This window comes from Collinsella sp. AF28-5AC, assembly GCF_003457875.1.
Classification (GTDB): domain Bacteria; phylum Actinomycetota; class Coriobacteriia; order Coriobacteriales; family Coriobacteriaceae; genus Collinsella.
Genome location: NZ_QRTA01000001.1, coordinates 361,792 through 375,083, shown reverse-complemented (window position 1 = coordinate 375,083; position 13,292 = coordinate 361,792). Strand labels below are relative to the sequence as shown.

The following is a 13,292-nucleotide window of genomic DNA, read 5'->3' as shown; positions in this document are numbered from 1 at the left end:
GGGAATTACGTCAAAAACTGAATCAGACGTGCGAGCATCACGAAAAGCATGGCGATGCAGGCGAAAACACCGAAAGCGAGCGAGAAGGTCCATACACCGTGCAGGATCTCGACCTGCTCGGAGCGGCTCAAGTTATTGAACCCGCCGCCGTATCGCGTCCAAATATCGCGAAGTATGTTGATGATGTGCATTTAGCACTCCTGTGAAACTAGAAGGAATTCGAGGTCAGGTCGTTCAGAACCACGAGAAGTGTGACCATACATGCGAGGACGCCACCAAGGAGAACGAGAATCTCTGCGCTATGTATGAACTCGTCCAGCTCGTAAGGGCTCAGACTCTTGAACCAGCCGCCGTATCTCGTCCAAATATCGCGAAGTTTCTCGATAACGCGCATCTATCGCTCCTGTGAAGCTAGAAGGTGTTCGGGCTCAGAATGCTTCACGATTATTCGCCGTCCGCGCTCATGTTTGTGAGCAACTGGTGGGTCCAAAACCACTGCCAGTAGGCATTGTTCTGGCGTTCAGCCGCCTGGGATTTGGCAGAATCTGCTTGGTCGTTGTCGGCCTGCTCTTGGGCCTCGTCGGCTTTCACGGAATCGGAATCGGTCAGTTCGATCGGGAAGTCCGCACCGACCGCTGCGGCGTTGTACTCGGCTAGGGAAACCTCATGGTCTGCCTGGTGGCTACCGTTTCGGACGGTGACGTAGTAGCTCTTGCCGAAGCCGGTCGAGTCGATATATTTGCCCTCGATGGTTCCCGTCTGCGTCAGCTCGACGTCAGGCGAATCGCGTCCGTTCCGAAAGCCACCGTTGTCCAGATACGTCATGATGAGAAATGCAAGCGCCGTAATCAGCACGATAGCAAATAGGATGAATTCGATTGCCGCCTGCCCGCTTGCCGAATTCTTATTGAACCGCAATGAACCCACGTCCCTAGAAAGGGATATCGTCATCGTAGGGATCGACGACGGGAGGCATCGGGGCTTGCGGGGCGGGAGCCTGCGCGGGCTGGGCTGCGGACTGTCGAGTTGCCAAGAACTCGATGTTAGCGACAATCAAATCGAGTTTGGAATGGCGCTGACCGTCCTTGTCCCATGTCGAGTAACGGAGCTCGCCTGCGATTGCGACTTTCTGGCCCTTCGCGAGATAGCGCGACAGGGCTTCGGCACGCTTGCCGAAGATGGTGCAGTCGATGAAGTTGCCCCTTTCGTCCCACTCACCGGTCTGCCTGTTGCGCACCGAGGTGTTGAACGCCAGGGTGAACGATAGGAGTTGTGTACCGCCTGCGGTCATGCGCAACTCGGGAGGTCGCGTCAGGCGGCCGGTCAGGGAAACGTTGTTGATATCGGACATGTCGGTTCCTCTCTCGAAACGCTAATCGATAAGGTCTGCGATGAAATTCGCACGCTTCGCGCGACTCGCATGGCTTTGCGGGCGGCTGTGGGATGCCTCAATTCGGCGCACCGCGGTGGAGATCTGGTCGGATATACAGGTTCCGCTCGAGATATCGGCATAGCGGACGCTTACAACGAGGCCGCGCTTGTGGCCGCTCACTCGCCGACCGATGAAAAATGCGGGGTATGCTTGGGCAATCTCCATGCGCACGGTTTCCATGCCGCGTGCCTTGAACGGGGACGGCATAGCGACATCCACGACCTCGCCTACCAGCGACTGAACCGCCTCGTGGACGAAAGTGCCGTCATCGTGCGGCTCGTCCTCGAAGTAGAACATTCGGCTTCCTATAGGTTTTTCGCTTCGCAAAAGGGCGGAGGCGGATTTGGATCCGCCTCCTTCACTCAGAGTGTTCATATCGTCATCCTATCTGTCCGTCAGGTCGTTTGGGGTGCGGCCTGACAGCTAGGATACTAACATAGTTAACGGTGCGCCGTTATATGTTTCCTGTGTTATCGGCGGACGGTATGCAATTGCGGACATCTGGGGCCGTTTTAGGACATTTTTGGGCTGTTTTAGGACATTGTCCGGGAATGTCCATAAATGTCCGAAGTGGTGACAGGGCTTTCGATTCGAGAGTGCGTCTGTGCCTTGCGGTGGAGACGGACAGGACGCCATTGAAGCTCGCGATGGACGCGTTGATGACCTCCGGTGGCAGTTCTTGCGATTCCACAGACGAGCAGAGGGACTTGAGGTGCCTGCGGTAGCGGATTAGGGTGACCCGCGCGAGCCTGCGGCAAGGATGACCATCAGGACAAGAGAATCGGATTTTGAGAAACGCCAATTCCCGATCAAGGCGAGAAGAGAAGCAGGCCTTTGCATTCGGCTGAAGCCCAAGGGACTCAAGGCTCGCTAAGAAGAGATGGCGGATGTGCGGCAAGTCTTTTTCAGAGCAAAAAATGTAGCCATCATCCATATAGCGACCCGCCCCGCCTTGCCCGAGAAGCTCGTGGAAGGCATGATCCAACCTGTTCAGATAGGCAATCGCCGCAAGCTGGTTCACCTGGTTGCCCAATGTCAGGAAATCCGATTCGCGGCTATAGAGGGCGGCGATATCGAGAAGGCGTGACATGGAGTCCGATTCAGGCCGTCCTTGATAGGGCTTCAGGATAATTTCAGACAGGACGGCATGCGCCCGAGCCGAGGGGATGCTTCCGAAATAATTCTTGACGTCGTATTGGAAAACCCGAGCGTACGGGCCAAATCTCGCCCGTGCAACAAGCATGTCTTGCTCGAAGCGCCTTCGTGCGAAGGAGGTACCCTTGCCCTTCAAGCTCGCCGAGTTCGAATAGACGAGACATCGCGACAACATAGGGACGATAAAGCGATCGCATAGGCAACGCTGGATGACGCGATCTTTGTAGCGCGGCCCCACGATGTGCCTGATCTTGCCCCGCTCGCAAAGAGTGAAACGGACTGGGGGTTGGCGGCGATACTTACCCGCAAGCAAGCTCTCGCGCAGGCGGATGCAGTTGACGGCGCGGTACCTATCGAACTTCATAGCAGCCGATTTCCATAGTGTGCCCTTTGCGCATACTCGAGCCGCCTTATATAGGTTTCCGAAAGAGAAAACGTCTTCAGGTGTTTTCGGCACCGTCGCAAGCGATTCGCGGCTCAGCTCTCGGCGGCGCTTTTCTCGGCGTTCGCGCCGCCTTGCCCGTTGGGAGCGGTTCAAGGAGCTCCCTCCTTCCGTAAATTGACAATAAGCCCCGGCTGCACCCTGATTCAAGGTGCCGATTCCGATGTGCCTGAAAACCGCCGGAGCGATCCAGATGCCGTCTCTTTCGAGAGGCAAGTCCGCCCATCTTGCATCACCGGGGCCTGTATTCGCAGCGCCGAATAAGGCGCCAACCGGTGGGTATCCCCTTTTCTCCTTTACCATTCCGCTTTCGCGAGGTGCGCTACTCAGACCAGATGGAGAAAATCGGGGAACACGCAGTTGGTGTTCGTCGCTTTATTGTTGTTCCAGTCGCCGCTGTTATTGACATAGCGGAAGTTCGTGGAGTTGCTCGGATTCACGGAACGAGTCCAGTGATTGTTGCTCGACGAAGCTAAAACGGATGCCCACCATCTGGGATTCACGAAAATGAACCCCAGATGGAGAACAGCCTACTCGGGAGAAACCAGACTTGCATCCGATTTGGAATCAAATGATTTCAGACGCATACGCTCTGCCTTTATGGCTCCCTTTGTCACCTTCATGGCGGTAGAAACGGTGCCTGCAAGCGATTCGAGCCGACTCATCTTCACGAAGGGCTTGGAAACTCCCACCTCGGCTCCCCCAGCGTCTTGCTCGGTATAGATAACTTGGGGCATATCGTCCAGCCAGGCATCGATGAACATACCGATGAGACAAAGCCGCCCGTAAGCATCATTCAGAAGGGCAAGCCTCTGTGCGCTTTCCTCAACCGTCATAACGTAGATTCCATCAGCCTCGGCGGCTGCCTGCATCAGGTCGTAACCAGCGCGGCAGATGTACTGCGTCTCGGTGAAGGCACGGGATTTCGGGAGTTTCTTGGCTATAGATATGAGTTCACGCCAGACAATCCGCGCCTGTCGAAGATATTCAGTCGAGACCGATTCGGTTTGTCTACTTTTGGGAACCATGGAGCCTCCAACTGGGAAGGAACCCCTCCGGCGAATGCCAGAGGGGTTCAGGGGCGTAGATTAGAAGGAGAAAGCGGGGAACACGCAGTAGGCGTTCGTCGCTAAATTGCCGCTCCAGTCGCCGCTGTAATAGACATAGCGGAAGTACGTGGAGTGGCTCGGAGACACGGAACGAGTCCAGTGACTGTAGCCCGACGAAGCTCCGGAGTAGTTCGACGTCGTCACGCCTTTGGATTTGTAGTACTCGTACTGGGTGCCGTCGGACTGCATATCGCCCCAGACCTCGGTCGCCGAGAGCAGGAAGACCTTGTCGGTCGTGGCGGTGGGAGTACCGGCCTTGCCGCCGGCTTGGTTATCGGTCAATTTCTTGACAGCCTTCACCTTGGACTGTAGTTCGGCAGGCAAAAGCGACCAGAGGTCACCGCTGTTGAGACGGCCGCGGAGTTCCGACTTCTCCCAGCCACCGGCGTTGGTATTCGTAGCGTTCATTTTCTGGTAACCCAGTGCAGAATTAGTCGCCTCGAACGTCAGGCCCGCCTTGCCGGAACCATCGGCGAGATCGTCATGGTTGATACCGACGATGCGGTATTCGAGCGTCTTGCCATCCGTCAGTTTGGTGGAGAACTTCGTCCCCGCGTCCATCGCGGCCTTGGCCTTGGCGTAGACAACCGAGGACGTGCCGTTCTTGGCGATGTCGGTTGCAGCGGCCTTCTGCTCATCGAGCGTCCAGTCCTTGGCGTCCTTGTTCACGACGGTCTTCATGGCCTCCTGATAGGCCTTTTCCTCCGCGCTCATGAAATTGCCGCCGTCTGTGCCGGAATCGACCGTGTTCGTAACCTGGTTGAACTGGTTGCGGATGGCGCCGGCTACACCTGGGCCTGCAAACACGATCACCAGGCCGATGAGGGCGATAATCAGGACGTACTCGATGATAGATTGGCCTCGAAGGCGGGCACTCCTAGGAGATACGCCCTCTCGAGGCGAAAATGCCGCTGCATGCATATGCGGCTCCCTTCGCTCAGGGTTGGTAGATACGAGCCAAGGGTAGGTGTGGCGCGGGGTTTTGTGGCGGTCTTGCCGCTGCGGCAATGGCGTTTTCGACCGTGCTGGACTGCACGCCTACCGAACTACATAACTATCTGCCTGCACAGCTACACGGGTAGTCAAACGGAAAATCTGGAAGTATCACGGTGCGCCCGCGCGGGGTACTATCTAGGGTCTCCCCTATCGTGAAAGCATACCCCTAGACGCAACGTAGGTATCGGCAGTGTTGCTCGGGATGCCCTGCGGTGTGTATCCCCTGCCAGACGAAACGCTATACCACTTACCGTCGGCACCGGGGATGGTGTCGGCTGAGGGAGTCGGAAGATATGAGTTAGTACCTTCGCCATCATCACAGATGACCCATTTCCAATTAAGACCAAGGGAAACTTTCGATAAGGATTGGCAATGGCCGAACATCTTGTTGGCATCGGCCGCCGAAGCGAGATCGAAGCCCGAAAGGTCGAGGGATTGCAGGGATAAGCAGTCGAAAAACATCCCGAACAGCCCTGCTTTATCAGGGTGCGCAGACCAACCTCGAATATCAAGGTTCTTTAGCGAATGGCACTCTTGGAACATGCAGCTGAAGTTGTATGTACTCGAGACATCCCATGAGGAAAGATTGAGTGACTGCAACTGTGTCACCATGAAGAAAGTATCGGCCATCTGGGTGCATTTGGATGTATCAAGCCGTGCGACATCAACGGACTTGAGCTTAGTCATGTTCGAAAACCAAACGCTTACGCTTTTAGGGGCGATGCCATTATCTACGATCTTGACCGCCTCAATGTGCGATTGATGCGTCGCCCAAGGAGCGGTCGACGAGCCATATCGGTTGGTAGGAGTCTCGACAAGCGTATACGCCCCCGTCTCGAACCCCGTGTAAACATCGGTCACCCTGCGGTAGTTGAACATGTCTCCCGCCTTGGGCACACCGCGGCGCTTGTAGAACATGAGGCTATTGTCATCGGCTGAGTAGACCGCGAACGCGGTACCCTTGTTGGGGTCGGGGATGTCCTCGGGCTCGTAGAAGTTCTCGCCCGTGGTGCCCGACCCGATCGCCCCTGTCACGAGGTTGAACTGGTTCCTGATGGCGGACGAGACCCACGGCCCCGCGATCAGCACCACCAGGACGATGATCGCGATGACCAGGACGCACTCTACCGTCGACTGCCCCTTCGGGCGGCGGGTAAATCTCGGAGATACCCCCCCCCGAAAGGATTTTCCGCTGCGTTCATGTGCGGCTCCTCTCGGTTTGCTTTGAAATCATGGGGAAGCGTAGCCCGCGACGTGCCGCATGGAACCGATGTGCCGCTGCGGCAAGGATGGCGGCTGTACTCTGGGTTTGAGAATGGCTAAAGAAATCAGTCAATGAGAGATGATATTGATAATCAATACGGTTGACCGTATTGATTGCGTTGCTCAGGCGCAAGGCTTGAATGGTTTGGCTTGTTCAAATTGAGGGAAATGACTAAAGAAATCAGCCTGGGAGAATAAACTCCTGAAAATCAATCGAATGAACCATGACAGCTGTGTTGGTCATCAGCAACGACTAGGTAGCGTGTAGGTATTTCTAAAGGGCACGGCTATGCAGAAGCGCGGTGGCACCACCTAGGTGAGCCACGGTATCGGAGCATCTGGTCACTTGGATGTGATCTCGTACGACATCTCGGTAGTCGGGAGGGATCACGGTTGCTTTTGGCCGGCCGGAAGATGCTGTTAGGATCTCAATTGAATCGAGGTTCATGGGGACGGTACCGGCAGCCACTTCGAGGCATCCCTGAGTGTGCTTCGGGCCGAACGACAATTGCCAAGGCTTGATGGCCCTCGATACCGCCAAGACAGGTGCGTGACTATCTGGCGTTGCCGGGCCGTACCATATGACATCGAGGGGAATCTTCATAAAGAACATGTGGATTGAAGAGCATTTGCGGAACAATGCGGCATCGCCGATAGGAATCTCGGGGCGCCCCATCAGCCCCATGAAGCGCTTCCAGAAGGTGTCCATCACCTCGAGTTTGTAGGAGCCGATGTTGTTTCCGGCTGCGTCGAACAGGTGAGCCTCACTATCTGCCATGAAGGTATCCTTTCAAACCAAAGTCTTTGATGGTTTGAAGATAGAGGTCATGGGGTCAAGCGAGGCTGATTTGCCGTTGCGGCAATTTGGGGCTAGTTGGGTTGGCTAGAAGCAGAAAGCGGGGAAGACGTAGAAGTTGTCCTTCGCGTGGCCAATGTTGTACAAGTTACCGTTGTCGTAGACAAGGTGAAAGTAAGTGGAGCCGTTCGGATGCACGGAACGAGTCCAGTGATCGTAGCCCGAAGAAGCACCGGAATAGTTCTTCTCCGTCACACCCTTGGATTTGTAGTACTCGTACTGGGTGCCGTCTCGCGGTAGGCCTTCTCCTCCGCGCTCATGAAGCTATCGCCGGACGTGCCGGAGTCGACCGTGTTGGTCACCTGGTTGAATTGGTTTCGGATCGCGCTCGAGACCTGAGCGCCGGCGAAGATCACTACCAAACCGATGACGGCCGCGATCAGGACGTACTCGATGATTGACTGGCCTCTGAGGCGGGTCGTCTTAGGAGCGACCCCCCCCCGAGGCGAAATTGCCGCTGCATGCATTTGCGACACTCCCTTCGTATGGGGATTGATATTGCATGCGGGAGCGTACGATGCGGTACTGGAGACGCAGCCTGTCTTGCCGCTGCGGCAATGGTGGGAATTGAGGGATGACTAAGTGAATCAGTTAGTGAGGGGAAATACTGGAAATCAATCCAGTTGACCGTTGCAAGTGTATAGCTTAGGCGTAAGGATTTGATGGGTCACCACGTTTAGTTTGAGGAAGATGACTAAAGAAATCAGTCAGTGAGGATGCTGCTGAAAATCATTCCAATCGAGTAGGGACGTGACGCTGCTCGGTCGTAAGGACTGAAAGGGTTTGAGTTGTGGAGTGTGAGGGTCGTGGCTCAATCAGGAGTCATCGTCGGCATCGCCGATGCATCTGATGCTGCTGAAGCTGCCGAGGTTTCGAGCGGGTTCGAAAGCGTATTTCTTACCGCGCCATACGTAGAAGCCATTCACTTGAATCGCCTTGAGGTCGGCGGGTTTTATGCAATGGCCGTCGGCTCTCACCTTGAAGGTCGTTCCACATCCCGAAACCAGCGTCCATGATCCGTCTAGCGACCAGTGGTTCGACGTACAGGTGAAGGATTTCTTGTTCTTGGTAAGTTTTAGAGCCTGACCGCACTTGGGACACAAACCATAGATCTCGGCGAAGGCCTTTTCCTGCTTCTCGAATGCGTTATCCAGAACCGCAGCCGCCTCGCGCTTCGTTAGGTGCTCGACATCGATCGCTTCGGCATCATCGCCGAGCATGCGCCTGATTTGGCCGATTTGGGCGCTGGAGGCGGGCTTGTTGCCCCATTTCTTGACAGATTCAGTATCCCATAGGGATCTGTCTTGGGAGGGTACGGGATAGTGGTCTAACCAGCGTCGAACTGCGGCCTCGGCTTCAGTCTCATCGTCATATTCACGGACGGTCTTGTTGTTGCCGTTGAAATCGACCGTGACGCGGTAGAGGATATCGGGGGCGTGCATGCGAACCGACCAGCCCTTGCCTCGGATGACCTTCGAGCCGTCTGCGCGGCGAATCCAAGCGATATTCTGGCTCGATGATGTGAGGTCGACCTTGCGGACGGAAAGGACCCATCCTTCGGGAGTGTCCTCGGATGCCTCGATACGGTCGCGCATGCCCGACAGGGGGCCACGGACGGCCTTTTTCTCGTTCTCATCGAGGTCACTCGGGTCGATGCCGATCAGGCTCGGAGCCGTGCAGATATCGTTCTTGTCGGAATCGCCCACGCAGTCTATCAGGAGCAGGTTCTGTTTCTTGTACCCCGTTTCGGGGTCCTCGTAGAGACGCAAGCCGCGCCCGACCATCTGCGTATAGAGGGTTGAGTTTCGCGTCGGTCGGGCCAGTAGGATCGTCTCGATGAGGGGCATGTCGGTACCCTCGGTGAATACGCCGAAATTGATGAGGACGGGGATCTTGCGGGCGGTGAAGTCCTCGATGATCTGACGTCGCTCGTCCATCGGGGTCTTGCCGTCGACAACCACCGCGCCCTCGATGAGCTCGGCAAGCGCATAGGCGTGCTGCACCGATGAGGCGAACATGAGGGTCTGCCCGCGATGGAATCGGCGGTATGCCTCGGCGACCTGCGCGTTCGATTTCGGACGGTTCACGGCATCGTTCAGGGCACTCAACTGGAAGTCTCCCGCCACGCGCTTCACGCCAGCGGTGGACCATTCGACCTCGACCTGCATGCAGTCGATATCGCAGAGGTACCCGCGGCGGATACCCCAGAGGAGGTCACGCTGGAAGACGATATCCTCGAAGATATCGTCCAGTCCCCTACCGTCGCCTCGGTTCGGCGTCGCCGTGAAACCGATGTGGAGACGGGGTTGCAGATAGTCGATTATCTTGCGATAGGTGTGTGCTGAGGCGTGGTGCGCCTCGTCAGTCACGATGAGGTCGAAATCACCCGGCTTGAAGTTCCGCTCGAGGCGGGTGCCGCGCGATAGGGTCTGTACCGAACCGGAGACGACTGGCTCGCCATCCGAATGCCTTTCGGCTTTCTCAATTCCCACGGGGCAATCGAAATACTTGACCGGCTGCGCCACCAGCTCGTCCCTATGGGACAGAATCAGCATTCGGCCGTGTCTGTGGATGTTCGCGAACGTGACGGTCTTGCCCAAGCCGGTTGCCATCTGCACCAGATGGGCGCCGCCGTCTAGGTTGTCGATTATATCGATACATTCCGCTTGGTAGTCTCTTAATTTCAAACCGCTCGCGGACATGTGGCTCCTATCCCATGGAGGCCTTGCCGCGAATCCGTGGTATGGGTAATTTGCGTTTATGGACTCGCGGCATGTGGCCATGAAGTCCGGTCCCTTGTCCGGGCGGCAATCGGTCGCATTGAATTACGGAACGCTATGAAATCCTTTCCCTCTCGGGGGTAATCGCTGGCAGGAGACGTAGTCTGCTAAAACCGCCTAAATCGACCCCGCTTGGGTACTCGGTATCCGAAGAATTCCGTCATCCTTTGCGCCTTTCGCCAAGTTTTGAGCACTTGCGGACTCTTTCAGGCCCTTAGTGGCCACGTCCTCCGCGCTCGGCGCTTACCGATGCTGATCAGGCGTCGGGTCGCGCGGCAGGCAACCGGATAGGTCAAGAATAGCCAGTCGGGCGATATTCAGTTGTCGAGGTAGATGTCGAGGCGGCGGGCAGATAGCGCGGGGTCGCGTTCGGGGATGTGTTCGAGTGAATGACTGGGGTCTAATCAGGCTGATAGACGCGCGGGCAGGCGATTTTCAAGCAGGTAGATTTTACGTGGAGTTTGAACATGATGTGGAGACGGTTCGGTATCGGGAGTCTGAAGAGGACGGTAGCGATGAGCTGGGGAAATGATTGGTTGGGGTTGTCATGACCGAGTTGATTTGGGCGACGGATAAACCATTGCTGCGGTGAGGATTATATGGCGGCTCGGCACAGGTAGAGGGCTAGCGGGTAGGTAGAAGGGCAGGAAGGAGCGGAAGGGATAAATAGGACGATGTGGGTTCACGATATGAGTGATGAAAACAACTTGCTTTACTGAGGGGCGCCTTTTTGGGGCGCCCCACATGTTTGACTGAGTGGATGGGGAGACGTCGAAATCGAGATTAGATTGAAATCTCTCCTAAACGATATTGATCACCTAGACTTACCAGGGTATAATGAAGGTGTTCCGAAAGGAACCCAGGCTCGGCTGGTAAACCTGACGTTCGGCGCGGTGTACGTGGACGCGCCTGGAGAGCTTGACCTCGAGTACGTTCAAGCCTAGGGGCCTAAGCCCCCGCGTCTAGACTTCGGTTTAGGAGAGCAGACTGGCAGGCAGCAACCGAGAATCAATAAGGGCGCGAAAGCGCCCTTATTTGTTTAGAGAGTAGATATTGCCACTGCGGCACCGATAACGACAGTTTCAGCGATTGAGGTAGTTTTCCCAAAAAGGAGGCACCTCATGAGAAGCAACAGCTATGGGCGTCTAGCCGGCAAGGAAGAAGCTGAAGCAATAATTTCACTAGCCCAGCAGTTCGATAAGAATTTGAATGGCAAATCTTTTCTTATTTGCTTCGGTACAAAGACACTTCGTTTTCTCGAAGTGTCATTTTCTGCTGGCAACTTCAGTCATCTCGCGGGCATCGACAAACACAATTGCCGAATCAAACCTCATGAGGTGTATGCCCGAGCGATTGCAGGCAATCTTAAACCCCAAGACCTCGGCTATAGCATCGCGCCTAAGTTTAAGATGAAAACAATCGCAGCCAAATTCCTAAATGAATTCGGTTCCACCGCAACACATGTGAGTGCAGTCAACAAGCGTCGCTCAAAAGTTAACGCTGAGATTTGGATATCCGAATCAAAAGCAGGCTTCGCAATTGGCGCGATTCACATCGGTTCAAAGAATCGGGGCCGGTAACCTTCGCCCCTACAAGCCTTCAACTCCTGAGCGATATCGAACTCCAAGAAAAGTCGGTTGGCACGGTTGAGCCTATCGCTATCATCCTCTCGCGCAGGAATGACGAAATGTCCTATTCGGTCATTGAATTTTTAGACGAAAATCTCACCGAAATCCACTCTTCTTCCCTTGCCTCGATACTGTTGAGCTGCGGAAATGAAGTAGCGCTAAAGAATAAATATCCTGAATTATGCGATCGGCTTTTCGACAAGGATTTCGAATCGCTCTATGACATTTCGGAATACGCCACGGAGTATGCCGAGGAGTGCAATCGAATCAACGCCCGCCGCGCGGAAATCGAAACGAGCCTCTCGAAATAAATACTCTCGAAGGCCGAGTGTCCTGTTGCCCCCTGAGCCCTCCGCCGTTGAGATGGCACCCGTGCATTGGGTCATCCCCTCTCTATGGGAAGTCCGATTAGAGTGACATGAAGTCAGTACATGCAACGGCGGATATATCAGCTAACAGTCAAGCTGTCATCGGTATGGCGCTTAAGCAAGGCGGCTATTTGAACCTGCTCAGGAAACGGCTCAAGGGATTGCGCTGCCACCATCGTTTCTTGTCGGTTTTCCCTTTCGACCAATCAGAGTTAGAGCCATCGGATTCATCGGCTGCATTCTCATCTGGTTGAACAGCTTGATCTTCCTGCCCGTCAGCCATATCGTACGATTCCGCATCCGTTTCAATCGTTCCGAAGTAATCGAGCTCCGGTCCCTCGACCTCGGAATCCGCCTCCCTATCGATCTCGTCTACGATATCGCATAGACGAGTCAAATCCTCCCAAGTCAGGCGAGGCTGATTGCCCCAATCCTGCTTCCCGATACCCTTTGCCACGGCAATGTGGGCATGTCTGCCGATATATGGAAACTGAGCCCTTTCACTTTTAGAAAAACCAGATTGGTCTACATAGGGATGGTAATTATCCAGCACCGATACAGCCCTTGCAGTCCAAAGCCATTCGCGGCGCCTATCTCGCTGACATCTCGGGGACAGATCACCGAATACGATCCTCTGGAGCAATGATTCGCAATCCTCCGAGGTCAAATCGATACCGCCAAAATTTATCTCGATAACGTCCAGACCGATCTCGCTAAACTTTACTGCGTCTTCCAGCGACTTTTGGTGCTCCACGCGAATTTCAACCGCAACCCTGCCGAGATCCCCACGGCTATCTTTCAGTGTCAGGACGGCATCTGGGCGCAGGCCGTTTTCCTGAGTCGTCTCAAGCTCAACGGCCTCGATGGTGCATTTTCTCGCCGAGTACGGCACCCAGATCTCCGGATAGACGCAGCGGTCGTCCTGTTCGAAAGTCTGCCGCCAATCGTGAACCCATCGTCCGGAATCGCTCATCCTCGACGCGTGCGGCGCGGCGTCCGCCAAGGAGACCATCGGGAGGCGGAACTCCCTGCCGACCGAGTCGGCCAGAAGAGACTTAACTGCCCTATGCAGCTGCGACTCGAAACCTCCGCCACACGAGGACAGCGAAGAGTGCCTGAAGCACTTGTAGTACGGGTGAGGCGTATTTGTCGCAGTCCGCACGGCCTGCAGTTTGCCGCCACAGGACGGGCAGACGAGCCCGCAGCGCTCTCCGTACCTGTCGAGCGGTACCGAGCTCAACCATACAAACCTATCAGTTTGTG

General features: G+C 55.4%; 15 protein-coding genes and 1 pseudogene. 2 read left to right on the top strand and 14 right to left on the bottom strand.

The window, feature by feature from the left end; all coding sequences use genetic code 11:
- Nucleotides 1–5 precede the first annotated feature (5 nt).
- The 13 genes and pseudogenes from DWZ01_RS01705 to DWZ01_RS01645 all read right to left on the bottom strand — a co-directional run bounded on the left by DWZ01_RS01705 (nt 6) and on the right by DWZ01_RS01645 (nt 9,955).
- Nucleotides 6–191, bottom strand: coding sequence for a hypothetical protein (locus tag DWZ01_RS01705; RefSeq protein ID WP_117847769.1), 186 nt, complete (start codon nt 189–191; stop codon nt 6–8).
- A 17-nt stretch (nt 192–208) separates the two neighbouring features.
- On the bottom strand, nt 209–394 hold the full coding sequence (locus DWZ01_RS01700; protein ID WP_117847767.1) for a hypothetical protein: 186 nt from the start codon (nt 392–394) through the stop codon (nt 209–211).
- Between the two features lie 50 nt (nt 395–444).
- Nucleotides 445–918 carry a hypothetical protein gene (locus DWZ01_RS01695; protein ID WP_117847765.1) on the bottom strand — a complete coding sequence of 158 codons (474 nt, stop codon included), beginning with the start codon at nt 916–918 and terminating at the stop codon, nt 445–447.
- A 13-nt stretch (nt 919–931) separates the two neighbouring features.
- Nucleotides 932–1,351, bottom strand: coding sequence for a single-stranded DNA-binding protein (locus DWZ01_RS01690; RefSeq protein ID WP_117847764.1), 420 nt, complete (start codon nt 1,349–1,351; stop codon nt 932–934).
- Nucleotides 1,352–1,372: 21 nt separating this feature from the next.
- Nucleotides 1,373–1,729, bottom strand: coding sequence for a hypothetical protein (locus DWZ01_RS01685; RefSeq protein WP_117847762.1), 357 nt, complete (start codon nt 1,727–1,729; stop codon nt 1,373–1,375).
- 157 nt (nt 1,730–1,886) lie between these two features.
- Entirely contained in the window at nt 1,887–3,125 is a 1,239-nt protein-coding gene (locus DWZ01_RS01680; RefSeq protein ID WP_147332606.1) for an RNA-directed DNA polymerase, read from the bottom strand.
- 434 nt (nt 3,126–3,559) lie between these two features.
- A complete protein-coding gene (locus DWZ01_RS01675) occupies nt 3,560–4,057 on the bottom strand; it encodes a hypothetical protein (RefSeq protein WP_117847758.1) in 498 nt (165 codons plus the stop codon).
- Between the two features lie 60 nt (nt 4,058–4,117).
- Nucleotides 4,118–5,059 carry a DUF6273 domain-containing protein gene (locus tag DWZ01_RS01670; RefSeq protein WP_117847756.1) on the bottom strand — a complete coding sequence of 314 codons (942 nt, stop codon included), beginning with the start codon at nt 5,057–5,059 and terminating at the stop codon, nt 4,118–4,120.
- A 222-nt stretch (nt 5,060–5,281) separates the two neighbouring features.
- Complete coding sequence (locus DWZ01_RS01665; RefSeq protein WP_117847754.1) at nt 5,282–6,226, bottom strand: BspA family leucine-rich repeat surface protein; 945 nt, start codon at nt 6,224–6,226, stop codon at nt 5,282–5,284.
- A gap of 445 nt (nt 6,227–6,671) precedes the next feature.
- Nucleotides 6,672–7,175: a DUF192 domain-containing protein gene (locus DWZ01_RS01660; protein WP_117847752.1), complete on the bottom strand. Its 504-nt coding sequence runs from the start codon at nt 7,173–7,175 to the stop codon at nt 6,672–6,674.
- Nucleotides 7,176–7,280: 105 nt separating this feature from the next.
- Nucleotides 7,281–7,475, bottom strand: a pseudogene (locus DWZ01_RS11040) (hypothetical protein); the annotation flags it as partial.
- Nucleotides 7,445–7,720 carry a Flp family type IVb pilin gene (locus DWZ01_RS11035; protein WP_117847750.1) on the bottom strand — a complete coding sequence of 92 codons (276 nt, stop codon included), beginning with the start codon at nt 7,718–7,720 and terminating at the stop codon, nt 7,445–7,447. The pseudogene DWZ01_RS11040 and the gene DWZ01_RS11035, both read right to left, overlap by 31 nt.
- Nucleotides 7,721–8,068: 348 nt before the next feature.
- Nucleotides 8,069–9,955, bottom strand: a complete 1,887-nt coding sequence (locus tag DWZ01_RS01645) for a DEAD/DEAH box helicase (RefSeq protein WP_158556970.1) — start codon at nt 9,953–9,955, stop codon at nt 8,069–8,071.
- A gap of 1,199 nt (nt 9,956–11,154) precedes the next feature.
- Here DWZ01_RS01645 and DWZ01_RS01640 point away from each other — a divergent pair.
- Together DWZ01_RS01640 and DWZ01_RS01635 are read left to right on the top strand one after the other, a co-directional pair.
- A complete protein-coding gene (locus DWZ01_RS01640; protein ID WP_117847745.1) occupies nt 11,155–11,613 on the top strand; it encodes a PBECR4 domain-containing protein in 459 nt (152 codons plus the stop codon).
- A gap of 107 nt (nt 11,614–11,720) precedes the next feature.
- Entirely contained in the window at nt 11,721–11,972 is a 252-nt protein-coding gene (locus DWZ01_RS01635; protein ID WP_117847743.1) for a hypothetical protein, read from the top strand.
- Nucleotides 11,973–12,156: 184 nt separating this feature from the next.
- Here the strand turns inward: DWZ01_RS01635 and DWZ01_RS01630 are convergent, their stop codons facing one another.
- Nucleotides 12,157–13,002 carry a hypothetical protein gene (locus tag DWZ01_RS01630; protein WP_147332605.1) on the bottom strand — a complete coding sequence of 282 codons (846 nt, stop codon included), beginning with the start codon at nt 13,000–13,002 and terminating at the stop codon, nt 12,157–12,159.
- Between the last annotated feature and the right edge of the window lie 290 nt (nt 13,003–13,292).

What these genes read in the sequence shown, in the direction of transcription:
- DWZ01_RS01685 (WP_117847762.1), bottom strand. Translation starts at nt 1,729, where the DNA reads ATGTTCTACTTCGAGGACGAGCCGCACGATGACGGCACTTTCGTCCAC.
- DWZ01_RS01645 (WP_158556970.1), bottom strand. Translation starts at nt 9,955, where the DNA reads ATGTCCGCGAGCGGTTTGAAATTAAGAGACTACCAAGCGGAATGTATC.
- DWZ01_RS01700 (WP_117847767.1), bottom strand. Translation starts at nt 394, where the DNA reads ATGCGCGTTATCGAGAAACTTCGCGATATTTGGACGAGATACGGCGGC.
- DWZ01_RS01675 (WP_117847758.1), bottom strand. Translation starts at nt 4,057, where the DNA reads ATGGTTCCCAAAAGTAGACAAACCGAATCGGTCTCGACTGAATATCTT.
- DWZ01_RS01635 (WP_117847743.1), top strand. Translation starts at nt 11,721, where the DNA reads ATGTCCTATTCGGTCATTGAATTTTTAGACGAAAATCTCACCGAAATC.
- DWZ01_RS01705 (WP_117847769.1), bottom strand. Translation starts at nt 191, where the DNA reads ATGCACATCATCAACATACTTCGCGATATTTGGACGCGATACGGCGGC.
- DWZ01_RS01630 (WP_147332605.1), bottom strand. Translation starts at nt 13,002, where the DNA reads ATGAGCGATTCCGGACGATGGGTTCACGATTGGCGGCAGACTTTCGAA.
- DWZ01_RS01660 (WP_117847752.1), bottom strand. Translation starts at nt 7,175, where the DNA reads ATGGCAGATAGTGAGGCTCACCTGTTCGACGCAGCCGGAAACAACATC.
- DWZ01_RS11035 (WP_117847750.1), bottom strand. Translation starts at nt 7,720, where the DNA reads ATGCATGCAGCGGCAATTTCGCCTCGGGGGGGGGTCGCTCCTAAGACG.
- DWZ01_RS01670 (WP_117847756.1), bottom strand. Translation starts at nt 5,059, where the DNA reads ATGCATGCAGCGGCATTTTCGCCTCGAGAGGGCGTATCTCCTAGGAGT.
- DWZ01_RS01690 (WP_117847764.1), bottom strand. Translation starts at nt 1,351, where the DNA reads ATGTCCGATATCAACAACGTTTCCCTGACCGGCCGCCTGACGCGACCT.
- DWZ01_RS01640 (WP_117847745.1), top strand. Translation starts at nt 11,155, where the DNA reads ATGAGAAGCAACAGCTATGGGCGTCTAGCCGGCAAGGAAGAAGCTGAA.